This is a genomic window from Bacteroides sp. An279, assembly GCF_002159615.1.
In the GTDB taxonomy this organism is placed as follows: Bacteria; Bacteroidota; Bacteroidia; order Bacteroidales; family Bacteroidaceae; genus Phocaeicola; species Phocaeicola intestinalis.
This window is the reverse complement of record NZ_NFJA01000006.1, coordinates 28,723-53,993: the sequence shown is the minus strand read 5'-3', so window position 1 is coordinate 53,993 and position 25,271 is coordinate 28,723. Positions and strand designations below refer to the sequence as shown.

The following is a 25,271-nucleotide window of genomic DNA, read 5'->3' as shown; positions in this document are numbered from 1 at the left end:
CACTTTATTTATAGACTTCTTGAGCTATTTTATTAAGAATGCCAACCAATGGATAAAAGAAAAGTGTTTCTTCTATTTTAGGCTCTGTCCCAGTTTGTTCTATCTCTTTCTTTTTATCTTTAATACCATCTCTGAAATATTTCTTTATATCCATTTTACAATATTTCTGCACAATATCCCATTTAGAGCGTTCTGCGTCAAACTTATCAGCATAAGAAAACTTTTTATTCAAATCAAAAAATAATTGAATGACTTTATTTACTTCCTCTAATATGCTTTCCTCAATTTCTTCATTAACATCATCGTACTTTAAGTCACCTGTTGAAAAAGTATTGGATGTCCCCCCCAACAACACTTGCTTTAAGTCCATAATATCTGAATAATCTTGTGACTCAGCATTCAACAATCCGCCTTTACAAGTTGCTTCTTTAGGGTTTTCCAATTCACGAATAATTGTCAGATCATCTTCATTATAGGATTGCTCATACACAGCTTCAAAGATCATTTTCGTGAATCTTTCTAAAGTAGCATTATTAGGTGTAAGGATGCTTAATACTTTTGAACCTGTCCCACTAAATGTAATATGTCTAGGCATATTCATTCGTTTAGCTTTCATAATATTGGCTATATGATAAATAATGGCAACATAAAACAAAATGAATACATATTTACCACATCCATCTTGTGATAGCATTTCATTGAAATCAATTTTTATATTTTTCGATAAAACACTCTTATTTGTCTCTAAAGAGAAAAAGAAAGAAACAATGTCAACAGATTTTTTTTGCTTGCATAAGTTTTGCATCACTTCATAGGGATCTGCCAAATCATTATCTTCCAATTTTTTGTATATATCATTTTTAAAACGGTTGACAAATCCATTACTATCTGAAGTCAAGCCGTATCCATCTCCCCAAATACTATTAGCTGCAAAACGGAAAGAAGTCAATAATTCTTCTTTACCATTATTTACTATCAAAACATCAGTAGTACCTCCTCCTATGTCAATTGAAACGACATCAGTTGTTGTTCCCATCGTATTTTTATAATAATAATAAGGAGCTACTGATTCGGACATTGAAATTATATTAGATAAATCATCTCCGAAATTCTGCTTGTACAATTTTTTCCAGATCATAAAGAAATTATTGTAACGTCCTTCTGTCATACTAGCTGGATAAAACCAGATTATTTTTGTCTTTTGCAAATCTCCACCATTCAACAGAACCTTGTTACGTAATATTAAAAACAAAGCATCTAAATATTGTTTTACTTTCTCTTGATTATTGGGTTCATTCGACCATTTTAAATTTGTAGTTATCTTATTATAAACAGAAATAGGCTCTTTCTCATAAGCAAATGGGACATTAGTATTTGCCATTGAAAAGACTGCTTGATTCCAGTTAGTATCGCGCCCTTCAGACAAAACTGTACGTATCGGAAACTTAAAAGAATCTCCAATGACATCAGGCAAATAATCTTGATATAAGACTCTCACAGAAGAAGCATATCCTTGCATTGTATTTAGTTTACATAATTGTAAATCTTTCTCACTTATATTAAATGGGACAGATACCATTCCATCTTCTGAGTATTCTATATATGTATTAGTAGTGCCAAAATCGATTGCAAAAATAAATTGTTTGTTACCGCTTTTTTGTTTCCATTTCGGGATAATGCAACCTTTCAAATTCTCATTGTACACTAAGACCATACGATCAAAATTCGTATCGAGTATATAAGTTTCATTAAACGCATAGGTGGCATCTTTTACATTCCGATCTGCTTTTCCACGTATTTCAATGCTTTTATTCTCTTGGAAAAATTTAATATCAACTTTTTCTTTTTCTTTTCCTCCATAATCTCTTAACAAAGCAATGCGATAACGAGGGTTTTCATTTCCTACAAACTTTACTAAAGGAAATAAAGCGATACCAAACTTCCGCATTGCCACTCCACCTTTATTATTTTGAGGCTCTGCCATTGCATCTGCAAAATACAGGCGCTCGTAAGTGATATACTCATCCTTTTGGATCGGAACTCTTAAAACAACTTTTATACCACCTGCATTGCGGACCAGCTCAAACATTTTCTTACCGTCAGGCATTGTACTTTGAAGTTCGTCAACCGTAAAATAAGAGAAGAATTCTTTTCGAAGAGGCAATAAATAGCAGCCTTCTACATCTGTACCTCCATTAAAGAAATCTTCTTGGTTAAAGGTCGTATCATTCCACAAGATATAGTCCTCCAAAAAGTCACCGATTGTCAGATACGGATATTTAGTCCCATCATCCGGCAAGGAACGTTCTGAAAGAAGACGGCTATCATTATAAGGCACTTTGGTGTCTTTATCCCAAAGGTCTATTGTATAACGCATCTGTTTAGTATACATATCTACAGGAAGAACCAAAGGCAACTTTGCATCCTTACAAATGGAAGAATTGATTTGAAAATCGCTTTTCACATCTGTAATCCCTTTCCTTTTCTTAAGATGAAATCCCAGAACTTCCACAAGATTTGCATCAGACGTTACAGACAAGTCTTCATAATAAGCATCATACGCATCTTTATTCAAGGCACTGATTTTCTCTTTTTGCGAATTGCTTAATTTTGTATAACTCAAATTCAAGTAAGTATTGATTTCCGGATACAAGTCTGCAAAATCAGGCATACTCTTTTGTAAACAGAACCAATACATTTGATAATCAAAATCTCGCTTGTATAAGGGTTGGAACTCTTCATCGAAAGGTCGGTCTTTGCCGAAACTTAAATGTTTTGATACGTAAGATAAATTATTGGCAGAAGTAAAGAAGAATGTAGCCGGAGAAGTTGCTCCGATAATATTCATTTGCTCCGGTTTGTCTGGTCCTGTATAATCTAACAAGTATATCCGTTCCAAGTCTTTAAAATTAAAAGCATCGGCATCCTGTTCCAGATAAAGACGCAATGTTTCTCCGAACAAACGGTGTCTTTCATTGCCTGAATCAAGTAAGGTTTGCAAGTCATTTTTTTTGTCCCATACAATGATACGCACCTTGTCTCTAAATTTATCTATATTGAAAAATATTTCTCCCACATCGAAACAATCCGAAACCAATTTATGATGGATAGAATCGCCATCCAAATTCTTGCTTTCGGTAATAATTTTGAATGCTGTCTTAACCAAATCCATCCGTGCAAACGGAGAGGGGATAGATGTTATCTCTTTCTTACTCGTTGCCCCATTCGGATCCTTTATTCCTTTAATGGCTGTATTCCCATAGGCAGAAGAATTGTCCCAGCCCTTCAAATTATTATTATCTGTATGCAGTCTAAAAACCTTTACCATAACTATGCTAATTTTTTATCTGTTACTAATTTGTTAACCGTCCGATAGAATAATTCTATAAAGCGTTCTTCTGTGTTTAGGTTGTTAGAAACTTTAGGCTCCAAATCGCAAAGGCAATAATCGAACAAATCATAATTACTCCGATAGTTCATTACCTTGCTTGGCTTCACTCCTGCCACAAAACCAAAAACATCTTTTTTCATTTCCTCTAAATGGAAAGGAGCAAAGCCTCTATGATTGGAAGCCATCTCATCTAACCATTGCAAATAGTTTTCTTTTATTTTTACTAAATGGCTCTTAAAAAAATTCCCATTAAAGAAATTTCCATCAAAAGGACGCTTCCCTTTTGCCCACTTCAATGATTTAGATGAATTCAAATGTTCATTCAAAAATTTACAGAATAATGTAAATTCAGTCATCGGACGCTGGATAATATCACGTGTATCATCATAGAAACTGGAAAATATCATATCTTCATCACCCGAAGCCGCACCAAATTCTTTATAAATCGGATTCAACGCTTTTCCTTTTGAGGACTGAAGCACATTATTATCCATACTGCAAAAATCTACGATAGCCAATGCTGCTAATAACTCTATGATATGCGCTTTATTTTTTTGAGTCGTACCACCTTCGCTATATTCATACGTGTCGTAAATATCATCTGCCAAGTAATAAAAAGCATTCAAAGAATTGTTTCCGCTGATATTCTTATTATAATACTCTAAAGCAGCTTTTGCTTTAGAAATAAAAGTAGAACTGTCTATGTCATTCGTCCCATCCTGGCTTTGAGCCAAATTAAAATAAGGCAAAACCGTTATAGCACCAATTGGCGCATCTTTGATGTTCCCTGCATTAGGCAGCGACATATTTATACCTCGTAAATTCTTCAACAACAAAGGGAAACCACTGGCACCTGTACCCCCAAAAATAGAACTGACTATAAAAATACGGTCACCCGGACGGAAACTATTGGTAAAATCATTAAAAGCATCCGATTGCGCAAACTGGTTTAATACCACACTACCAATATTGGGATTACCTTTAAAACCGACTTCCATATCTGAATCCAAGTTCTTTTCCGAAAATAGCATATAAGCTAATGCTTGATTGGCTATATCCAATGAATCGAATCCCATATACTTACGAAAACGGTCATTTCGTGTATTCGATAATTCCAGACGATAATTCGGAATCATTTCACTGATTCTTGTTTTGAAAAAACGATTTTTTATATCATCGGAAAAATGAAGCTGTCCGTTCATATACTTATATTCCCGCAAAAAAGAAATGGTACGGGTTAAATCTGCCGCTGAGGCATCCGGATCGATAAATATCGGAACGATTTCATCTGTATTTATTTCTACTCCTGTAGTCAACAACATGGCAAGGGCTTTCATTACACGTGCACCTGTGCCTCCAATGCAAAAGATATATGTTTTCATGCTTATTAAAATTTAATGAAAGGAGAATATTTTGCCACACGGCTCCACCAGTGGAACAGGAGTGATAATACCAAAAAGAAAATAAAAGCCATAATCATATTGCTTATACCGAAATTCCAGCATTCGCTGGGAATAGAAATTAAATTTTGAACCACTTCACCGTTTTTATTCCTTAAATACAATAATTCATCGGGAATCTTTCCGGCATTATAATCAGAGAGTACACAATAATAACCTACAAACAAAGCTATTACACTATTGATTATTGCCATAATCAACCAACTCCACCATTTACAGAATCGTGGATGATCTATCACATAATAATATAACGCCATTATCACAAAAGAAATGATCAAAGTATAAAGTCCTATCGTGTTATACCTCAATTCTAAATCATACGTGCCTGATGCAGGATTGTAGCCCCACAGATATTGTGATAAGTAATCCGAATAGAACGACTTAAACCAGCAATACATATTGCCTAGAAGCAATTCAAAAAAAGTTCCCATAACTATTTCATTTTATTGTTATTTTAAATTCAGCGTAATTCTCCTGACGGCTTTTAAAGGCTTCGTAAACCCCTTCGATCAAATATTTCAATCCGTATGTCTTATCGGTAGCATTGTCTTTCACCAAATCATCTCCTAATAGGTCTGTTCTCTCTTCCACCCATTGCGGAAATCGGTTTTTCAACGTAATAGAAATCTTTCCGCGAGAAGCAATTTTAGAAGACAAATTAAAGATGTAAGGATAGTGTCCTGTTTTCTGTTCTTTTACAGACAAAGTATAATCTTTATTGCTGATTTCATAATTCGCGATATCCGTCAAATAGCTTTTATCCAATGGCAACTGATTCAGATTTACCCCAACCGAAAACATAAACATCCCTTTCTGTTGCCCTTTGCTCTCTTTCCGGATATCACAGATGGTTGTCTTCGGAGCAGTTCTATCCAAGTCAAAACTCCCCAACCTCGGCGTAAGCAAAACTCTATAATCAAATCCCTTAGATGAAGAAACCAACGTACAAACGTTATCCAAATCTGCCCCGTTCCCTTTCAAAGATTCCAATGGTGCTTTGTCCAGCATTTGTTTAATATGTGAAGTGCTTCCGATTATCCAGATATAAAAAGGGCGGTTTCCCTTGTAATATTTTGGATAGTCAACTTTGTTATAGAATTTACCATCGAACGAAGATGTCAACTGGCAGATAACGACTGATAAGTTTCCTTTCGAACGTTCTAAAGATTGCACAAAAGACTTTTTTATCTTTGTACGTTGCTCTAATAAATAACTATTCAGATTTTGTGGCGAAGAAGCATATTTGCTTCCAGGAGAAACAATACAGTCGGATATAAATATGGAAATATCATGTTCATGGTGCCGTTTCAATATCGAATCAAGTACAATAGCTATGTCCGATGTGCCTAAATTTCCTCCATGTTTTCTAAAATCTGCCGGTTCAATATTATGGATAAACTTTTCTACATCATGTCCTAAAGGTATCACTTGACTATTTATATAGTTCAGATTCAAGGTGTCCACCAACTTCCCGATTTGCAACTCTGTCAAGTAAGCATAAATAGATTGTTCAAACCCAGTATTTCCTTTGACATAGCCATCCATACTTCCTGAATTTTCAAGGTATATATTTATATCTTGAATTGGCTGAATCTGAATGCGTGTCGTCCCTTCAGAGGAAGTCACAGTTTTGCTACTACTATCATCAGTACAATAAAAACTTACCACCAACAACATAATTGCCAACAAGCTTCCTATAACCCTAAACAATTTATTCATCTTCTTTGCGTGTCTTCCAGTTCCCAAAGGCTATCAAAGTTAACAAAAAAGAAGCGTGGAACTGCGTGCTATCTCCACGTTCTTGAAGGTCCTAGGAAAACCCATTGCACATTGGTAAATAGACAGCAGACCCACGCTATACAGCGTGGGAACCGCCAACGTCCATCCTTGTGCAATCATGAAAATTTCCTAGGTTTTCAAGAGCAAGAATGAAGCATGACGCTTCTCACATAATATTTTTCCCACAAAATAGTGAGCCGCAGACGCTTCTGCCTGCTCGCTGCAACAAAAGTAAGCAATAGTTACGAATAAATCAAACGAATCAAGAAATTTTGTTGGGTAAAATATTTGTCATTGAATCGGATGGTTAGATAAATGGAAATGCTTGTTCCGGACTTGATTATTTTCAAATAATCCTCCAAATACTTGACTTTGCTTTCGTCTCGTATTATCTTTGTGACAGGCTTGGTTTTATGTCCTCCGATGCGGGGATATACATCCTTGCTGCCGAGGATGTACGTCCTTGCATCGGAGGATGTACATCCCCGGTACGGAGGACGTAAAACCAAGTGATAAGCAAACGGATTATTAACCTTAATCAAAACAAAACGATGAGTGCTCTTTATGATTTGTTGCCTGTGCCCTTTGCGGGCGATGCGGAAAACGCTCCGAAACTTTATCCGAAGATGGTTGCCTACCAGACCGTTACGTTTGATCAGCTTGTCGAGAAAATCGCCAGCCATTCCGGACTGACCAGAGGGAATATCCTTGCCGTGATGGAAGAGATAGAATACTGGACCACGCAACTCCTTTCGGAGGGATACCGTGTGCAGATAGGGAATATCGGCACGGCCTCGGTCTCGCTCAAGGCAGACGCGGAGGTGTACGATAAAGAAGATATACATGCCCAGTCCATCCGTTTCGATAAGGTGAGGGTGACGGTATCCAAACAGTTCTCGAAGCAATGCTGCGGGAAGGTGTTGCGTGCCCCTTCGTGGAAGAAGTTCAAGCAAAGTTCCAGCCGTTATACGGAAGAAGAGCGGCTTGACATGCTTCGGGCGTATCTGGAAGAGCATCCGTACATCACCCGCGCCGAATACGGGGAGCTGACCGGACTGTTGAGGAACAAGGCGTGGCAGGACCTGGACAAATGGGTGAAGGCGCACCTTATCGACATCAAGGGGCGCGCTCCTCACCGGGTGTATGTGAAGCGTAAGGGACAGGATGACAAGCTCTAATTTTCCAATAAAGTAGGAAGCGATTATATCATGCTCGGTACAAGTTTGTGTATTTTCTCACCACAGAGGACACAGGGTACCACAGAGGAAAAAAGTCAAAAGGCTCTGTGTGTCTCTGTGTCCTCTGTGGTAAAACAGTTATTTTACACCGGTTTGCTACATAGAGCTTCCTTCAGTTAACATAGACTTTAATAAAGTATGTTTCGAACAGTATCCGGGCCTCCTCCAGTTCTTCGGGTGTATTTTGAGGAACTTTTTTTAATTGGTAATCCAGACCCATTGCTTCGTACTTATGAACGCCTAGTGTGTGGTAAGGCAGGATTTCTACTCGTTCTATCATCCGGTAAGGATGGAAATGGGCTCCTAAAGCCTTGATGTCTTCACGAAATGAACTGTAGCCTGGAACTAGCACGTAACGCAACCAGAAGGGCTTTTCGTTAGCTTCCAGCCAGGCAGCCGTTTCCAGCGTTTGGGCATTGCTATGACCGGTCAGCCGGCGATGGCGTATATCATTAAATTCCTTTACATCGAGCAGTACCAGGTCGGTCAGTGTCAGCAGTTCCTTCACATCTTCGTTCCAGATGCTTCCATTTGTGTCCAGACAGATATGAATGCCCTCTTTCTTCAGCATCCGGAACAGAGGTATCAAGTCTTTTGCCTGGATCGTAGGTTCTCCTCCGCTGAAGGTGATGCCGCCTTTCTTGCCGAAAAAAGGTTTTTGATTTGTTGCCATCCGCAAAATGTCTTGGGGATCCGTGGCCTTGCTTTCACCTTGCGGATTGATGGTGTCGGGATTGGCACAATACAAGCACCGGAAGTTGCACCCTTGCAAAAAGACTACCAGACGGATGCCAGGCCCGTCGTAAGTGCCCAACGATTCGTATGAATGTACTTTTATTGCCATTATTATTTTTTACTTTGGACACGGAGACGCACTGGTGTTGAGCTTCTTTGTGGATAATCAGGTCACCTTGTGTCCCGTGTCCAATTGTTAAACTATTTTACATCCGTTCGTGGAAACTGCGTGAGATAACCTCCAACTGGTGCTCGCGGCTTAGTTTGATGAAGTTGACCGCATAGCCCGATACGCGGATGGTGAGTTGCGGGTATTTTTCAGGATGCTCCATCGCGTCTTCCAGCATTTCACGGTTCAGCACATTCACGTTCAGGTGGTGTGCCCCTTTTACGAAATATCCGTCCATTAATGTCACCAGGTTTTCAATGCGGCTTTCGCGGTCTACACCCAGTGATTTCGGAACGATGGAAAACGTGTTGCTGATACCATCCTGTGAGTCGCGGTAACGTAATTTTGCCACCGAGCTGAGTGATGCTACGGCTCCGTTCTTGTCACGCCCGTGCATCGGGTTCGCTCCAGGGGCGAATGCTACTCCTTTGGCACGTCCGTCAGGGGTGGCGCCTGTTTTCTTGCCGTACATCACATTTGAGGTGATGGTCAGGATGGAGAGTGTCGGCTTGGCGTGTTTGTAGACGGGCAACTTTTTCAGTTCTTCGTCGAAGTAATAAATCAAGTCTACCGCCAAATGGTCCACGCGGTCATCATCGTTCCCGAAGCAAGGGAACTCGCCTTCGATGTCGAAACCTTCGGTCAGTCCGATATCGTTACGGCGTGCTTTTACCTTGGCATATTTGATAGCAGAAAGCGAGTCTACTGCGATTGACATACCGGCCACTCCGTATGCCAGGTTAATTTCCGGGTCGGTGTCAACGAAGGCCATCTGCGCTTTCTCGTAATAATATTTGTCGTGCATGTAATGGATGATGTTCATCGCGTCGTTGTATACGCGCGCCATCTCTTTCAGTACTTTCTTGTAGTTGGCAAGCACTTCCTCGAAATTCAGCTCATCGTTACTTAATACCGGAATATCTTTCACCATCACTGTGCCCGTATTTTCGCAACGTCCGCCGTTGATGGCAAGCAAGAGTGCCTTGGCCAGGTTGCAGCGTGCACCGAAGAATTGGATATGACGGCCGATGTCTTGATACGACACGCAGCAGGCAATACCGTAATCGTCCGAACCGCGCACCTCGCGCATCAGGTCGTCGTTTTCGTACTGGATGGAAGATGTATCGATGGATACTTGTGCGCAGAAATCCTTGAAGCCTTCGGGTAGCTGCGGGCTCCAGAGCACGGTCAGGTTCGGTTCGGGCGAAGGCCCTAGGTTGTACAGTGTCTGTAAGAAGCGGAAGGAGGTCTTTGTCACTTTCACCCGTCCGTCATTGAAGCGTCCGCCGATGGACTCGGTTACCCATGTGGGGTCGCCTGCGAAAATATCAGTGTACGCCTGCATACGTAAGTGGCGCACCATACGGAGTTTGATGACAAATTGGTCAATCAGTTCCTGTGCGTGTGCTTCATCCAATGTTCCGTGAGCAAGGTCATACTCGATGTAGATGTCGAGAAATGATGACACGTTGCCTAGCGACATTGCTGCTCCGTCTTGCTCTTTCACGGCAGCCAGGTAGGCCATATATACCCATTGTACCGCTTCCTGTGCCGTTTCGGCCGGACGGCTCAGATCGAGTCCGTATTGTTCTCCCAGTATCTTTATTTCTTTCAAAGCCTTGATTTGCTCCATCACTTCCTCACGCAAGCGGATGCGCTCATCAGTCATCGGGCTGGTCAGGTGACGCAGGTCGTCCTGCTTCGCTTCTATCAGTCGGTCCAGTCCGTACAAAGCAAGGCGGCGGTAGTCACCAATGATTCGTCCGCGTGCGTAGTTGTCGGGAAGTCCGGTGAGGAATCCCAGCGAGCGGAATGATCGGATTTCTTCAGTATAAGCATCGAATACACCATCGTTGTGCGTCTTGCGGTAATGCGTGAATATATCCTTTACCTTCGGGTCTACTTCCGTTCCGTTTTCGCGGCAAGCTTTCTCTACGACCTTGATGCCTCCGAAGGGCTTGATGGCACGGCGCAGCACCTCGTCGGTCTGCAGACCGACGATTACTTCATTGTTTTTATCGATGTATCCTGGAGCAAACGACGTGATAGTAGAGACGGTAGACGGATCGAGCGAGCGCACGCCGTTGTTGGCACGTTCTTCGGCAAGCGCTTCCAGACATTTGTTCCATACGGCTTTGGTACGTTCGGTGGGACCGGTCAGGAAAGATGCGTTGCCCACATAAGGAGTAATGTTAGTCTTTACGAAATCGGTGACGTCGACGTGATGATTCCAACGTCCCGGTTTGAAATTCATTGTCATAAGGCAAGAAATAATTAAAATGTGATATACTTGTTTTTCCTAAAAACGGATGCAAAGGTACGGAAAATCCCGATACGGCGCAATACCTGAAAATGGGGATAAGCACATGGAGGGTTGCAGTCCTTTCATTTACACACAGATGACCCGCTATCTTTCTCATCACACAAACGGAAATGCCTCAAAAATTCACCCCAAATCATCGCACGATAAGTTCGAAACAGTTTCATAATTCTCTTCCTAATTTATCAGGAAGAAAGATTTGGGGATATTTGATGCCTAATCCCGACAGGTCTATTGATGATACATTGCAATATGAACGTTAATTGATTTTGGGGAAGCAGCAGTTTTCTCTTTATTTTTGTATCATTGATTGATCTTTCTATCTTGATTCTGTCTTTTTCTTACCGAGAGGACTATGCGAAAAGTGCAAAAAAAGTGCGTGAAAAGTTTGCACAAGTCAAAAACTCCATCTATCTTTGCACCGCATTTGAGAGAAAATGTGTTTTCAAAAATGACACAAACAAACGGAAGTTTGGGTGAGTGGCTGAAACCAGCAGTTTGCTAAACTGCCGTACGGGTTACCGTACCGGGGGTTCGAATCCCCCAGCTTCCGCTGTAACTACTGGACAGAAATGGACAGTGATAGGATAGGGATCTGCAAATTATTGATTTGTAGGTCTTTTTTTTATGGTCAGAAGTCCTATAGGAAAATGACACTTAGGAACCTTTAATATTTGACAAAACAACATGGGGTATCTGACAACTAATGCCATATGCAACATATAGGTTCAACAAAATAATAGCGACTGAAACTATTAGGTTCATAGTGACAGTCGCTATTGTTGTATATAAAGGTTTAAAACTTGTAGTTTATCGAATGCTTACAGTAAATGAGAATGTATCTGTCTTTTTATGTGTTTGTCCCAAAGACAATACCTATTCTAATAGCTGTTCCCTATGACTTTCAATGTACCTCATAAAGTCGTAGAACTTGTGATTGCGTTTTCTTATTATACGCGGTCGGAACACAAACCAGTTTAGAGCAATCCACAGCAACAGAATAGAATAGGCAATTATCCCCCAATAAAACGAATGGAAAAATGTATATTCATATCCATAGAGTGCAAAACCAATTGACAAAAAGAAAAAATATAAGTTCAAGATGAGATGCTGCTGTCTGTATTCTCGCTTTTTTATTCTTAAAAGATTATCTATATAGTCAATATTGGTACTATCAATTTTTAGTCCATAATAAAGCCGAAGGAGTCTGCCGTAGGATAAAGCCGGCAGCATAAAGCCTATGGACAACAAAGTAATGCCCACTTTGGTGACCGTCAGCAAGGGTGTCCAACATATCCAGATAACCGCTCCAAAGACAATGGCTAATATCATAAGCATAATGACGGCATAAGCCTCTCCGATTCTGCGTAATCTGAAACGTTTTATCTTTTTGCGTATGGCAGACAAATCTGCAACAGGTGCCTGCTGTCCTTTCCATAAGGATTTTATATCTATATCATTCATCATTATTACGTATTTTTTTTGCTAATGTGGATTTTATCCGGTGTATCTTTACACGTACATTTGCTTCCGACAGGCCTGTGATTTGAGCTATTTCCGCTTGTTTCAACTCTTCGAGATAAAGTGAAATAACCAAGCGGTCCATTTCCGGAAGCTCGGCTATGGCTTCATACAGAGTTTTCACCTGTAATGAATTATCGCTCGGTTCTTTAGCGAACAGGTTCAATGGGACTTCTGCTTGAGAAATACTATTCTGACGCTCTCTTTGGCGCAAACAAATGTTTGTGGCAATACGAAAAATCCACGTTCCTACGGATGATTCACCTTTGAAAGTGGGAAGATATTGCCACACACGGACAAAGACATCTTGTGCCAAGTCTTGCGCCAAAGAATAATCATTGAAATAGCCCATACATAATCGGAAGACCTTATCCCAATAGACCTTATATAAATACTCGAAACTCACGGTCTGTCATTTAAAAAGTCCATAATCTGTTGTATATACCATTCCCAGTCATCAAACATAATGAAATGCAATCCTTTATTCGCGTATTCCAACCGGATGTTCGGCAGATTTCCAAACTGTTGCTCAATCATAGGGGCTATTTTCTTAAAAGGATACTCCAACAAAACTAATGTTGAAACGGAAATGCTTGGTATAATGGGTCTTAAATCTATGTTGGAATACTCATAATACATATGGGCGTAAGTCGTTCTGTCAGTTGATAAGCTCCATTTGACGAGATTGTCATACCGAAGCGAATCACTCGTAAGCGATGTTGCGCTGATATAGGCTTGCCTGTAAAATTGCTCCTCACCTATCTTGCGCATTTGAGATTCAAACTCGTCAAACTCTTCGGGAGCAATCTTTTTAGTCTGAAAATCGGGATTATAAAGAGCCGCCAAACAAGGGAGTGCATCTACAACGACAATGCCTTTGGCTAAATTTGGCTGGTTTGATGCTATATAAAGAGCCAAGCCACCACCCATACTATGACCTATGAGTATAGGATTTTTTATATTTTCTTTTTGAATGAACCCAATAATCTGTTTTGCCCAACTATCAAAGGACGGATTCTTTTCGGGAGGAATACCTGCAAATCCAGGCATCGTTAGAATGTAACAACTGTAATTGTTTTGTAAGCTATCAACCGTCTGTTCCCATACTTCGCCAGAACACGCGAAGCCAGGAATCAGAATAATAGCTTGTTTCCCATTACCTACACGTTGCACGGAAAATGATTGAGCAAAGCCCGTATCTATGATTCCCAATAACACGACACACAGCAGCCCGACTTTACAAATTAAATTCTTCATGATTTTATTCTTTTTCCATTTAGATACGAAACCATGTAGAATGTTACAAAAATCAAGTGATTTTTCGCTCGGTGTTTTTCCTAAATAATACAAAAAACACCCGACTTTACATTCTTGGGTGTAAAATCGGGTGTTTGTTTTGCAAAACATTGATTTTCAATGTTTATTGCGGTGCGTACGGGACTCGAACCCGAAAATGTCCACAATTTGATTTTCAAATTGTTACAACGACCGTATATCTTTTCTGTAACGAATATGTAACAAACATTTGACTGATTATGTCCTAATGTGACTTAACAATGTCTGCACGTTTTATCATTACGGTTGCAAAGATACACACTTTTTCTGTAACAGCAAACTTTTATCCTATTTTTTTCAAAATCAAATCGGTATGGATTAAAGTTCAGACCTCTAATTAGTTCTCTAATAACGTATTATACATTGTATTTCAATTTGTTGTTTCATTTTTCAGAAAGACCACTGCCTTAAAACCGACTTTTCTGTAAATCTCCAAAGTCCATTTTAAGGCAATACACCGGAGTAACACCTATAACCGCAAGCCATGCTATTCCATGACTAATGCTTATTACAGAAGTTACTCAACGGTGAAGAAGGTTTCACCTCCTTTTTATCGCCCAACCTATTTTTGCTTTATTTATCGTAGTCAGAAACCCATTTTCTCCATAAAATCCCAAAAACGCTTTCTGCCTACTAAAAGCCGATTTCAGAAACAGTACAAGCAAAAGAAAAGCCAACAGCGACCACAATGTCATAAATGACACTGCCATCGCCGTGGGCACTTCTTTTATATGCTTGTACTAAAACGGTAAAACCGTTCTTACAGTCATTATTTCATCCATATACAAGTAGCCGAAAATGCCACTTCTACAGGACACGCCAAGCGTGGATCTGTTCTTGTGACCATTTTCGGCTACAATGTCCCGTGTCGTAAAACCAGTTTGCCTTCCATTGCAGACAAAGCAACGGCAGACAATCCCGTTTTACTACAATGTACCACCGGAGGAACACCAGTAACCGCAAGCCATGCACGCATGACAATGACGGTTACAGGACTTCCACACGGCGGTCGGAAAGCCAACTTTCCCCTTATTTGTAGCACCGCCCTTAATCCATCCACATGGCGCTGCACGCCAATACATCTGTCCCTTTTCCTTTCCGCCTCTCTATGCGTATGCCTCTGTTTCCATGCCGCCATCCAGGACGGCATCAGGTGTCATTTTCGTTGCATGGGGCAAAGGTAAAGACGGGATTAGGAACTCAAATTTTTTGTCGAAAAATCTCCACGCCCTTTCAGGGGTAGTATTTTGTCTAAAAAATTTGCTAATCCTACTCCCTAACCTTTGAGAAGCCCCCGAAACGAAAACGACCAATGCGGTCGGAAGACGTCACAAGAAAACATCGGACATACAGAGAGGCGAAAAGAAAAAGAAACCCGCCCACTCCAAATCCGAATAAGGTAATCAACAATCTAAAATCGGAAAATATGAGAATGATATTGAGTGACATCGGAAAGGTATTGTGGAAAGCATTATCCGCAGCAGTAACGACAACATCAAACATAGCCTTTTGTGCTGGCAGTTTGGTAGTAGGTATCATAGGAGAAATCCTATTCGGCATGTTGAGCATCATGTTCGGCATCCTAATCTCCCTATTTTCAGTAATGGCGGCAATCGGCTTTTTCATTTGGTTATTAACAATCTAACAAATAAGGATATGGCAAGAAGATACAGCAAGACAGCAGCGCAGCAATGCAGGTTTTACGAGGTGGACAACATCTTTGAGTATATGGTGGAAACCTACATCAACGGCAACCATTCAACCCTAAGAAGGCTATACCACGAACTCAACAAGGAAGCGAGAAAGGACTTTATCGGTTTTCTTTTGGTGGAATGCCCCCCACAATACCACACGGAGATTTTACAAGAGATTGTCTGACCACATAAAGGAACGGATATGAACAGGACAACGGAAAAGATACCCACATGGAGTTTAGCCTATATCATCAATGGCGATGCAACCGCACTCACAGACGATGAAGTTCAGACAATAGACAGATGGATGAAGCAATGGCAAGTACAAGATGTTTCACCCCTCACAGATGAAGAAGGGAACGCACAGCCTTATTTCACCCATTACCCCCTTTTCGGACTTCCCACAGAAGTGGAAGATTGCGAGATACTTTATTTGAACGACAACCCGACTAAAATTTGAGATTATGAAAGGAACAGACCATTTCAAACGAACCATACAGATGTTTTTGGAGCAGAGAGCAGCGGAAGATGAACTATTCGCCAAAAGCTACCGCAACCCAGCCAAGAACATAGACGATTGTGTCACATACGTTCTGAACTATGTGCAGAAAAGCGGTTGCAACGGCTTTTCAGACGGAGAGATTTACGGACAAGCCATTCACTATTACGATGAAAACGAGATTGAAATAGGCAAGCCGATACAATGTCGGGTAGTTGTAAACCATACAGCGGAACCTACTCAATATCCAAAGTTACAGAAACGTCATAAATCCACAGTGAAAAAAGAAACCCAAGTACAACAACCCTCATTATTCGATTTTTAATATGAAACCACATACTAACATTCAGAAAGAAATTGTTCAGCTTGCACAAAAATTGCCCAAACTGACAGAACGTCAGAAAGCCTATGCTTATGAACATTGTTTTAAGCACTATGCACACAGAACCAAAGGAGGTATGATAACTTGTATGGAATGTGGGCACAGATGGAAAAGTGAACACAGACTTGCAGAAAAATTGTGTGGCTGCACTTGCCCTCATTGCGGAAGAAAACTCGAGGTCATGGATACCCGCCAGCGGGTATTTACCAATAATGAATACTTTTCAATCGTTACTACCTGCAACGGCTATCAGGTTTTCCGCTTTTTCTATGTGAAAGTATTCAAGAAAGTAATGCAGCCAGCCAAGTATTCCATTACAGAAGTCGTTCAACGATGGATTTCTTCCAAAGGAGAAACCGAAACTTTCGCCCGATTGCGCTGTATGTTCGGTCTATATTATGACATGTGGAGCTTGAACAGCAACATGGAGTTAAGAAGCCAAAAAAGGCTCCATGCCTACAACATTTATGGAGTATGTACCTATCCTCAAATAAAACTACTACCCAAGCTGAAATATATTGGCTTTCGTTCCGATTTTTACGGAAGTTCACCTTATGACTATTATGCTGCTGTTCTTTCCGATTGCAGGATTGAGACATTGCCTAAAGCCGGTCAGACCTGTATGTTTCGCCACGCAATAACAAACGGCATAAGACTGAAAGATTATTGGGCAGCAATTAAAATCTGCATCCGCAACCGATATGAAATCAAAGAGCCACAAATATGGTGCGACTACATTAAATTATTGAAGCACTTTAAGAAAGACATTCACAATGCCAAATATGTGTGCCCTGCTAACCTTCATGCAGAACATGACAGACTGGTACAGAAAAGGAATGTGGAACTGAGGGAAGAACAGATGAAGAAGGATTTGCAAAAAGCCTTGAATGACGAGAAAAAGTACAAGGAGCAGAAAGGCAGGTTTTTCGGGCTTTCATTTTCCGATGGCACTTTGAAAGTCAAAGTTTTGGAAAGTGTTACCGAGTTCTTTGAGGAAGGTATGGCAATGCACCATTGCGTATTTTCAAATCAATACTATCTGAAAGAAGACTCTTTGATACTCTCTGCAAGCATTGAAGGGAAAAGGATTGAAACCATAGAATTATCTCTTGATACCATGCAGATTGTCCAAAGCCGAGGAGCCTGCAACATGAATACAAGTTATCATCGTCAAATCATTGAACTTGTAAACAAGAACATTCAACTTATCGAGCAAAGACTGACAGCATAAATAATATAATAAGTTCTACATGAAAGTAATAATTGAAAACATGTTTTTCGGGTGGCATGAAAATGCCCCCGAAACCTTCATCAAACTTATCAATTCATTGGTAGTGGCAAAAGATAAAACAGAAGTAAGGAACGTAATGCAGCATTTTGCACAAAGTTCGATATTCAATACCATTTTCGCCTACGGCTTCGGAGCGCACTACCTTTGGGTAGCCCAAAGGATGATAACCGACCCCGAAAAGGTAATGGAGAACCGACTGCTGATTGTTGAATTTTAATAAATGACTACCATGACAACAAGAATGACCATCAACGGAGTGAGTACCTGCCAGACGGCAGGTACTGAAAAGTACGAAAAGTACCAAACGACTATCAGACGGAAAAGAACAACCCTTTTCCAGTATGACTACCGACACACGGACGGAGAACTTTTCTCTTGCGTGAGACCGACATTGGAGGAGTGCAGACACCTGCGTGACGAATGGATAAAAGGAAAGGAGGACAGATTATGACAGCATACTATGATACTTTGATTGTGACATTCAGCGACCCTATCAGAATTTTGGATATGATGTGTACCGATACTTGTGATGTGGCAACACTAAAGGAGTGGATAGAGAGCTACGAAAGTACAAGAATGACCCCGATAAACGAACATACGGCAGTCATCACTTCCGAATACAACATGGTGCATGTAGTGGAATGGCTCAGAAAATATACCCCCATTGCCGAAATGAAAGAATACTAAAGGTGTGGCGGTACACAATACCGCCCGCACCCGAAACAGATAACCCATAAAACAGAAAGAGCATGAAATACTATTTTATATTGACAGACAGCAGGGACGCATGGATGCAGTTCGTTTACCTCCCTACGGGAGATTATGTGTCCGGCTATATCCGTGACTTGCAGAGTGTGGGAATATCCGTACATGACTATGACCTTTGGACGGAGGAAACACGACCCATTGCCGAGCGCACATTGGAGCATATAAGGCAGAGCATGAACGCATAAAAAAATCGGGTGGCAAAAGCCACCCATTGACAATAACTTAAATTCATATACAGATGATAGCGAATACAATCTTACAGCAGTTGGGCGGTCATGGATTTACCGTCATGACGGGAAGCCGTAACTATATCAATTTGGGCAACGGACTACAAATGAGCCTTGCAAGGAACAAGACGTCAGCCAACAGACTGAAAATCATATTGGATGAGGACACGGATACATACACCATGTATTTCTATCGTCAGACACTGACGAAGTATGCGGACATCAAGGTCAAGGAGATAGCCAAATACGAGGGAGTGTACTTTGATATGCTCCAGCAGATTTTCAAGGATGTAACGGGACTTTACACCCGACTTTAGGCAGAGGCGGCGAGAGCCGCCCTACTTTCTTTCGGTGAGCAGAAGGCGGACAAAGAAAGTAGCAAAGAAACCGCTGTTCCAAAGACTTCCACTGACGGAAGTCTTTTTTGTTTCCATCTTACAGATTTCTATTCAGAATAAGTGAAAGCGGATAGATATATTTGTTGTATGCTTTCAGTTTCTTCATATCCACACGGTTGTCCGAATACGGGTTGCTCTTCTCGTCGTAGAAAAAGATGTCCGTTATGTTTTCCTTTCGGACAATATGTTCCCCACACAGCGGAATATCCTCCACGTCAAAATCCTCCAGCGGAAGCATTTCCAGTCTGCCGGGAAGATGGTTGTCAAGCTCGTTCATGTTGTAGTTGAAAAGAGCGAAGCCCTTGTGTTTGAAGTCAAGACGTATGCCATACGGACGCCCTGTCAGAAAGGCATCCGCTGCTTTTGCCATATAATTTTCCATGATTGTTTGATGTAAAAGTCATGCAAAATTAAGGCTTTCGGAAAGCAGAAACAAATTTTATTGAATAAAGTAAACATGACATTTTATATACCCTGAAAATCATATGATAAACTCAGATTATTATACTGGATTTGAGTATAATGCTAATATCGCCAAGTCTCACAAAAAAACTTTTCGAGAAATTACGCGCAGAAAACATCACTGAGGCTGTGGACGTAGTAGATGATCTGAGGCTGATTTAGGAAGACTAATAAGAATTTTTATTCCGCTTAAACGATTGAAACCATGAATTAAAAATTGATTCATGTAGTTTTATATTGTTTTTGTAAAACTCTTTACTCCAGCCGGTTTTAAGTCCGCAGTCTTTCATATATTCACTCAAAGGCTCAAGCCCTATTTCCTTTCTTAGTGAATCGACCTTATCAATATCCTGTAGAGGGACCAGATAATCCACTCCATCCCTGGTTATTCTCTGCGTCCCATAAATCTGTTTTTGTCCTTGGTTCATAAGGCACCTGTCAGTCAGAAAAGCATATTGCCAGCCCTTAGCCGCACCATCTCGGACGGCTTCTTTCAGTATAGGTAAATACTTATTCTGGATTAAAGAATCTTGGGAATGTTGAATACAAAGGAAAAGAGCCTCGTTCGCTTCATATCCAATATCATCGGGAGAAAGCCAACCGTATTGGTCAATGATTTCAGCAACTCTGACAGCATTTCTTCGGTCTATGTCATCCATTATCCTTCTTATTTTATTTACATTCTGTTTCTTCTTCGAAGCATCAAGCAGTAACAATCGTATGCTTTGATCTTCAATTCTCATCTCTTTTAATTCTTCTTCTATTGAATATAGTTCTGCATCATACTCTTTTTCATAAGCATCAAGAATTCTGATATAGGTCTTATTAAACGACATAGTATCTTGCTTTTCCAAATAATAATGGCAGCTATCAATGATACTTGATAAATTTTGTGCTTCTGATTTATTACAGAACAACAAAAGCAAACAGATATAAAACAAGTTCTTTAACATTCTTCAAAAAATTAGACATAAAACACCTCACTTAGGCTATTTTTGTTTATCAAGTGCAAAGCTACATATTTCTCGACACTTATTCAATACCCTGTAGGGTAGTTCTTAATTCACTCACAAACGGAAGATGATATTATTTCAAACAACAAAGGGAGACCCCACCATTCGTGTGAAGCTCTCCCTTTGCGTTACTTCTCATACAGCAGCAAAAACTCCATTTTCCGTCGCCGCTCTATCGAGCGGATTTTCCGCCCCTTGTAGTGGCAGTAGGATATATACTCCTTATAGATGTCCCTGTCACCGGCTTCCAGCTTTTTCAGCAGACGGCTTTTCGGGTGTTTCCCATATCCGAGCAGAGTTCCGTGACCCACATTGTAGCTGAGTACGGTCAGGATCAGGGCATCTTTCCCATACTTGCTGAACAACCTGTAACGCTTCTCCAAATCCCTTATCAGTAGTTTTTCCGCTTCCGCCTCCGTCATATCATAGGACAGTTCCTCTCCCGGAAGTTTACAATGTCCGTAACCGTAGTACGGATAATCAGAACGGTCATGGAGTCCCTCGTATTTCTTAATCAGCTCGACGGCTAACCCGGCCTTCGCTTCATCTTTGAACGAGGCGGGTGTCCCAACCGTACCCGTATTCTGCGCCGGCAGGCTGGCGGAAAAAGCAACCGCCAGCACCACCGGGGCAAGCAGCCTTTTCATTACCCCCTTACTGATAGACACCTCCTTTCACCGTATTCAGCGTATCGTTTCCGGAGGGAGCCTCTTCCGCATCCGAATCGTTGTTGAAGTCCGTTTCCCATTCAAAAGAGTTCCCGAAATTATCCTCCACCGTAATGGTCAGGCTCTGTGACTCGTCACACTCCGATGTGTAGTACAGGCGGAACTTCTCGTTCTCCAGCAGATAACGGTCGTTAGGCTGGAACACCAGCCCGTTGTCGAGCTTCAGCGTACCTTTGCCGTCAAACTGGAAATATCGGATGGTATAGACCGCCCCGTCAAACTCGCCCTCACGCACCAGCTCGCAGCGGATTTCCGCCGTTTCACCCTTTGCCAGCTCCTTCGGTACGGGCATCGTTTCCACCGTAAACGGATAAGCCTGCGTCACGTCCAGCCCATCATCGCAGGCCGTCATGCCGATAGAAAGCAGTCCGGCGCAGAAGACTGCCAGCATTTTTACTGTATTTACCTTTTCTCTTATTCCATCTTTAAGTCTGTTCATGTCCATAATCATTATAATTTTATTCCGTTGTTTTTTCCTTTCTTTTCGTTTTCCCGCCATGCCTGCCTTTCGGCAAGCGTCTTTTGCAGATAGTCGTTCAGGTCCTTGCAGCCGCCGTACAGTCCGGAGCAGTCCGTCACCTTTCCGCCGTACCGTGTACGCAGGGCTTCCAGCGTCCTCCGTCCGGCTTCATCATTGTCAAAGTGACATTGCAGCTTCCCGTAACCGTCCAGATGCCTGTATGCCTTTGCCAGGTTCGACACCGAGTTCAGCACGAGGTGGTCTTCACCGTTTCCAATTCCAAGCACACGTGCCGACAGATAGTCCATGAAACCCTCGTACAGGTTGCAGCTTGCCGAACCGTAAGCCAGCAGTGTTACATCCTTGGGCGGCAGGCATCCCTTGAAGAAGCGGTTGCGTATCTCATAGCCGCCCCCTCCGTTACCGAATGCCACGGCAAAATACCGCTTCCCGTGTGTGGTGTAGTGTATCTCCCTGCATCCGCCGATGGCTACCCCCGACGATATGCCCCTTTCCTGCATGTAGCAGAGCAGCGCCCGGTTCTGGAGCGGCATCAGTTCCACGTTCTCGAAGGACGGCTCTACTGGCCGCCTCACTTCGCATGGGTGGTACACCTTCTTTTCCGGCAGCGGCATACCCGCCACTTCCGCCACATACCTTACCTGCGAGAGGAAATCCTCGCAATGGATGAACTCTCCGGCAAGGGCGAAGATGTTGCCGCCCTTGCCCAGCCCGTAGTCATACCACAGGTTTCGCTCCATGTTCACCTTGAACGACGCCGTGCGTTCCTCCCTGTACGGAGCCTTGTACCACAGCGCGTTTGTCCTGCGCTGCACGGGCGAATGCCCCAGCCGTGCGAGGAACTCCTCAATCGGTATCCTCTTCATTCTGTCTATTTCCGTTTCCGTACTCATGGCTTCATCCCCCGTTTTATCATCCTGTTCTTATGAGGCTGGTCATACTGGAACCGGCTGTTCTCCTTCGAGAAGCGGATAACCGTATCATTCATCACTCCTGTCGGTGTGGTGAACTGCTTCACCCGCAGCGGCTTGCCTTCATAGACCCGCTTTACCGTACCTGCATCGAATCTCTCACCGCAGGCCTTTTCCAGCAGATTCCCCAGCGTATATATGTTGCATCCGTTCCTGACCGCTTCCGGTATGGAGTCCGGCCTTGCCCGTACCACGTCCGGATACAGCTTTTCTGCCACGAGGCATATTTCCGGCGTGCGTCTGTCCGGCGGGATATGCAGGAACGACTGGAAACAGCCTTCTTCCATACCTGCCATATAGACCTTTTCCGTTTTGATGTCCTCACGTACGCTGCGGTGCAGCAGCGCCGCATTTCCCGATGTCCTGACTGCCATCAGCGCAAGCTCTTCCGTCTGCAGGTGCACGGGTACATACTGCAGGCAGTGCCCGTCCTTCCCGACAAGAAAACCGGCAATCTCCCTGTCCATGACTTCCGGACGGACAGTTGCCGCAAGATCCGTCATGTCCGTTCCTCCGGCGGAGTCTTTCAGGCATTCGAGTACCACGTCCGCAAAAGGCATGAAGCCGATGATGGCGCAATGCCCGTAATCGAGGTCGGGACTGGCGTTGAACGCTTCCCGGCACATCTCGCGTGTCTTCATTTCTTCCGGCACTATTCCCAGATTGTATCCCCATCCGCGCACCGCCTCCAGACAAAGCTGCGGGCTGCGGTATTCGTGCGGAACGTTATAGAAGGTCTCCGGCTTTTCCCGTACCTGGGCATGGTACTTCTCCGGTACATGCCATTCCTTTTTTATCGCTTCCTTTTTCATGATTGCCGTCAGTTGATAATGAACTTTATACCTATCCCGTACTCCGTGCGGCACACGCCCGTACTGCCGCCCCATAGGAAACGCTCCCTTACCGAAGCCGTCAGTGCGATGAAGTCCGCAAGATACAGTTCCATGTCCAGCGTGGCGGCGCAGCCATAGACGAAGCCGTCCCTGTTGTTCAGCCTTGCCCCGTCATACAGCGTCCTTTCTCCCCAGTTTACCGTCTCGTATCCGGCGAGGGCTGACGCCCCCGCGTAGAAGAACACCGTCTTTTTCACATCCGACAGGAAGTTGTAGTGGAAACCTCCCTCCGCCGTGAACTGTGCCACGGGAACATTTACGTTTCTGTACGGATGATTGGTCTGCAGGTATTCCGCTCCGTACACCCATTTGTTGCCGCCCCTTGCATAGCTCGACAGTGCGGCTCCCAGCCAGTAGCCGTCCGCCCCGGTCATTCCGGCTTTCATCTCAATGCCCCGCATCTTCGGCAGGCATCGCTGGGCTTCCGCCCGTCCTGCAAGAAGGACGGACAGAAGCATTGCTAAAAACACCACCTTGCCTTTCATCGTACACGCAGTTCGTTGATGGTTTCAGCCTGTACCAGGTCTTCGTTCTCCACGGTGAACGTCTGGTGACGCCCGCCGTTCTTCTCGTTCATTTCCACCACCAGCTGCTTGCCGTCGGGGATGGTGAACTTCTGCAGGCAGAACACCGTGCGCTCGGACTTTTTCCCGGCCACACGTACCGCATAGTTGTACGCACGGAGTGGAAACAGCACCTGTTCCTGGATGGCGGTTCGTTTCGCCACCTTCTTGTCCACAATCTTGAACGTGATGTAGTCCACGTCAAACGGCACGTTGCTCTGGTTCTTTATCTCCGTGTGCAGGTACAGCAGGTCGTTGTGGACATATATCCCTTTCAGCAGATACTGGATGCCGAAACGCTTGCAGCCGATGTGCTTCACCTTGCGCTTGTTCTCCTTGTGCAGCGACTTCATGATGAGATGCACCAGCATGGGGCTTTCGCTTCCCAGTTCCTTCAGATAGATTTCCTGCGCGTTGTTCGGGCGGTTCACCGTGCTGCCGTCATGGATGAAGTCCTTCATCTCCACATTGAGCAGCAGCGGCTCGTCGGCGTATTTCACGTTGAACGAATAATAGGACCCGTCCTCCGTGATGACGCTCATGTTCGTCTCCGTGCGGAAGTTCCTTACCGTCGCCTTCACGCGGATGACGTTCTCCGCACCGTCAGCCTTGCCCGCTATAAGGTTGGGTGAACCGAGATCCACATAGCGCACTGCCGAGGGAAACAGGATATGCACCGTCTTGTCATACGTGACCTCCAGACCGTGCGGCGGTATCATGCGGTCAAACATCAGTTTCCTGGTCAGTCCGTGATACAGGTCGCCGTTCTCCTCTGTCTGCGGATAGACGTCCTTTACCAGTTTCAGCTCCTCCGCCTTCGTGGTGGCGGTGCTGTCGTTTTTCACTTCCTGTGCGTGTCCTGCACAGACAATGCCCGTCATAAGGGCAAACATCATCATTACTTTTCTGATACTCATTTTTACGTTGGATTTAGTGGTTGATAAAATTTGACT

General features: G+C 42.9%; 28 protein-coding genes and 1 tRNA gene. 11 read left to right on the top strand and 18 right to left on the bottom strand.

Annotation, left to right across the window (positions count from 1 at the left end):
- Positions 1-4 precede the first annotated feature (4 nt).
- From B5F78_RS02180 to B5F78_RS02165, 4 genes are read right to left on the bottom strand one after another with little or no spacing between them, the layout of a single operon-like run.
- Positions 5-3,328 (bottom strand): hypothetical protein, encoded by a 3,324-nt coding sequence (locus tag B5F78_RS02180; RefSeq protein ID WP_087405844.1) that lies wholly within the window; start codon positions 3,326-3,328, stop codon positions 5-7.
- A 2-nt stretch (positions 3,329-3,330) separates the two neighbouring features.
- The gene (locus tag B5F78_RS02175) at positions 3,331-4,773 is read right to left on the bottom strand and encodes a tubulin-like doman-containing protein (RefSeq protein WP_239473438.1); all 1,443 of its coding nucleotides are present in this window, start codon (positions 4,771-4,773) and stop codon (positions 3,331-3,333) included.
- A gap of 5 nt (positions 4,774-4,778) precedes the next feature.
- Positions 4,779-5,282, bottom strand: coding sequence for a hypothetical protein (locus tag B5F78_RS02170; RefSeq protein ID WP_087405842.1), 504 nt, complete (start codon positions 5,280-5,282; stop codon positions 4,779-4,781).
- Positions 5,283-5,289: 7 nt separating this feature from the next.
- Positions 5,290-6,570, bottom strand: a complete 1,281-nt coding sequence (locus B5F78_RS02165) for a hypothetical protein (protein WP_140399996.1) — start codon at positions 6,568-6,570, stop codon at positions 5,290-5,292.
- A gap of 611 nt (positions 6,571-7,181) precedes the next feature.
- Between B5F78_RS02165 and B5F78_RS02155 the strand changes: the two genes are divergently transcribed.
- A complete protein-coding gene (locus B5F78_RS02155; RefSeq protein WP_087405839.1) occupies positions 7,182-7,808 on the top strand; it encodes an HU family DNA-binding protein in 627 nt (208 codons plus the stop codon).
- Positions 7,809-7,980: 172 nt separating this feature from the next.
- On the opposite strand, the gene pflA is transcribed toward B5F78_RS02155, so the two are convergent.
- Together pflA and pflB are read right to left on the bottom strand one after the other, a co-directional pair.
- Positions 7,981-8,712 carry a pyruvate formate-lyase-activating protein gene (pflA, locus tag B5F78_RS02150; protein ID WP_087405838.1) on the bottom strand — a complete coding sequence of 244 codons (732 nt, stop codon included), beginning with the start codon at positions 8,710-8,712 and terminating at the stop codon, positions 7,981-7,983.
- 97 nt (positions 8,713-8,809) lie between these two features.
- Positions 8,810-11,032 carry a formate C-acetyltransferase gene (pflB, locus tag B5F78_RS02145; RefSeq protein ID WP_022039928.1) on the bottom strand — a complete coding sequence of 741 codons (2,223 nt, stop codon included), beginning with the start codon at positions 11,030-11,032 and terminating at the stop codon, positions 8,810-8,812.
- Positions 11,033-11,558: 526 nt separating this feature from the next.
- Between pflB and B5F78_RS02140 the strand changes: the two genes are divergently transcribed.
- Positions 11,559-11,645, top strand: a tRNA-Ser gene (locus B5F78_RS02140).
- Positions 11,646-11,968: 323 nt separating this feature from the next.
- On the opposite strand, the gene B5F78_RS02135 is transcribed toward B5F78_RS02140, so the two are convergent.
- From B5F78_RS02135 to B5F78_RS02115, 4 genes are all read right to left on the bottom strand, one after another.
- The gene (locus tag B5F78_RS02135) at positions 11,969-12,559 is read right to left on the bottom strand and encodes a hypothetical protein (RefSeq protein ID WP_087248845.1); all 591 of its coding nucleotides are present in this window, start codon (positions 12,557-12,559) and stop codon (positions 11,969-11,971) included.
- The gene (locus B5F78_RS02130; protein ID WP_239473402.1) at positions 12,549-12,965 is read right to left on the bottom strand and encodes an RNA polymerase sigma factor; all 417 of its coding nucleotides are present in this window, start codon (positions 12,963-12,965) and stop codon (positions 12,549-12,551) included. Before B5F78_RS02130 ends, B5F78_RS02135 begins: the two co-directional genes overlap by 11 nt.
- A gap of 50 nt (positions 12,966-13,015) precedes the next feature.
- Positions 13,016-13,870 carry an alpha/beta fold hydrolase gene (locus B5F78_RS02125; protein ID WP_087405836.1) on the bottom strand — a complete coding sequence of 285 codons (855 nt, stop codon included), beginning with the start codon at positions 13,868-13,870 and terminating at the stop codon, positions 13,016-13,018.
- Positions 13,871-15,217: 1,347 nt separating this feature from the next.
- The gene (locus B5F78_RS02115; protein WP_239473401.1) at positions 15,218-15,574 is read right to left on the bottom strand and encodes a hypothetical protein; all 357 of its coding nucleotides are present in this window, start codon (positions 15,572-15,574) and stop codon (positions 15,218-15,220) included.
- 30 nt (positions 15,575-15,604) lie between these two features.
- Here B5F78_RS02115 and B5F78_RS02110 point away from each other — a divergent pair, with 30 nt between their 5' ends.
- From B5F78_RS02110 to B5F78_RS02070, 9 genes are all read left to right on the top strand, one after another.
- Positions 15,605-15,826 carry a hypothetical protein gene (locus B5F78_RS02110; protein ID WP_005650250.1) on the top strand — a complete coding sequence of 74 codons (222 nt, stop codon included), beginning with the start codon at positions 15,605-15,607 and terminating at the stop codon, positions 15,824-15,826.
- An 18-nt stretch (positions 15,827-15,844) separates the two neighbouring features.
- Positions 15,845-16,102: a DUF6926 domain-containing protein gene (locus B5F78_RS02105; protein WP_005650248.1), complete on the top strand. Its 258-nt coding sequence runs from the start codon at positions 15,845-15,847 to the stop codon at positions 16,100-16,102.
- Between the two features lie 4 nt (positions 16,103-16,106).
- Positions 16,107-16,466, top strand: a complete 360-nt coding sequence (locus tag B5F78_RS02100; RefSeq protein ID WP_087405834.1) for a PcfK-like family protein — start codon at positions 16,107-16,109, stop codon at positions 16,464-16,466.
- Position 16,467: 1 nt separating this feature from the next.
- On the top strand, positions 16,468-17,754 hold the full coding sequence (locus B5F78_RS02095) for a PcfJ domain-containing protein (RefSeq protein ID WP_087405833.1): 1,287 nt from the start codon (positions 16,468-16,470) through the stop codon (positions 17,752-17,754).
- 19 nt (positions 17,755-17,773) lie between these two features.
- Complete coding sequence (locus B5F78_RS02090; RefSeq protein ID WP_087405832.1) at positions 17,774-18,031, top strand: hypothetical protein; 258 nt, start codon at positions 17,774-17,776, stop codon at positions 18,029-18,031.
- Between the two features lie 12 nt (positions 18,032-18,043).
- Positions 18,044-18,265: a DUF3873 domain-containing protein gene (locus tag B5F78_RS02085; RefSeq protein WP_072543831.1), complete on the top strand. Its 222-nt coding sequence runs from the start codon at positions 18,044-18,046 to the stop codon at positions 18,263-18,265.
- Complete coding sequence (locus tag B5F78_RS02080) at positions 18,262-18,501, top strand: DUF6956 domain-containing protein (protein ID WP_005650234.1); 240 nt, start codon at positions 18,262-18,264, stop codon at positions 18,499-18,501. Before B5F78_RS02085 ends, B5F78_RS02080 begins: the two co-directional genes overlap by 4 nt.
- Before the next feature lie 62 nt (positions 18,502-18,563).
- Complete coding sequence (locus B5F78_RS02075) at positions 18,564-18,767, top strand: hypothetical protein (protein WP_005650232.1); 204 nt, start codon at positions 18,564-18,566, stop codon at positions 18,765-18,767.
- Between the two features lie 53 nt (positions 18,768-18,820).
- Entirely contained in the window at positions 18,821-19,126 is a 306-nt protein-coding gene (locus B5F78_RS02070; protein WP_087405831.1) for a hypothetical protein, read from the top strand.
- 118 nt (positions 19,127-19,244) lie between these two features.
- Here the strand turns inward: B5F78_RS02070 and B5F78_RS02065 are convergent, their stop codons facing one another.
- The 8 genes from B5F78_RS02065 to traN all read right to left on the bottom strand — a co-directional run bounded on the left by B5F78_RS02065 (position 19,245) and on the right by traN (position 25,235).
- Positions 19,245-19,589, bottom strand: a complete 345-nt coding sequence (locus B5F78_RS02065; RefSeq protein ID WP_087405830.1) for a hypothetical protein — start codon at positions 19,587-19,589, stop codon at positions 19,245-19,247.
- Between the two features lie 247 nt (positions 19,590-19,836).
- Positions 19,837-20,622, bottom strand: coding sequence for a DUF6624 domain-containing protein (locus B5F78_RS02060; protein ID WP_140399994.1), 786 nt, complete (start codon positions 20,620-20,622; stop codon positions 19,837-19,839).
- A gap of 188 nt (positions 20,623-20,810) precedes the next feature.
- Positions 20,811-21,329, bottom strand: a complete 519-nt coding sequence (locus B5F78_RS02055; protein ID WP_087405828.1) for a glycoside hydrolase family protein — start codon at positions 21,327-21,329, stop codon at positions 20,811-20,813.
- Between the two features lie 7 nt (positions 21,330-21,336).
- Positions 21,337-21,855, bottom strand: a complete 519-nt coding sequence (locus tag B5F78_RS02050) for a DUF3872 domain-containing protein (RefSeq protein ID WP_025892202.1) — start codon at positions 21,853-21,855, stop codon at positions 21,337-21,339.
- 5 nt (positions 21,856-21,860) lie between these two features.
- On the bottom strand, positions 21,861-22,784 hold the full coding sequence (locus B5F78_RS02045) for a toprim domain-containing protein (protein ID WP_087405827.1): 924 nt from the start codon (positions 22,782-22,784) through the stop codon (positions 21,861-21,863).
- Entirely contained in the window at positions 22,781-23,674 is an 894-nt protein-coding gene (locus B5F78_RS02040; protein WP_005650216.1) for a DUF4116 domain-containing protein, read from the bottom strand. Before B5F78_RS02040 ends, B5F78_RS02045 begins: the two co-directional genes overlap by 4 nt.
- 8 nt (positions 23,675-23,682) lie before the next feature.
- A complete protein-coding gene (locus B5F78_RS02035; protein WP_087405826.1) occupies positions 23,683-24,240 on the bottom strand; it encodes a conjugal transfer protein TraO in 558 nt (185 codons plus the stop codon).
- Entirely contained in the window at positions 24,237-25,235 is a 999-nt protein-coding gene (gene traN, locus B5F78_RS02030; protein ID WP_239473400.1) for a conjugative transposon protein TraN, read from the bottom strand. Before traN ends, B5F78_RS02035 begins: the two co-directional genes overlap by 4 nt.
- Positions 25,236-25,271 lie beyond the last annotated feature (36 nt).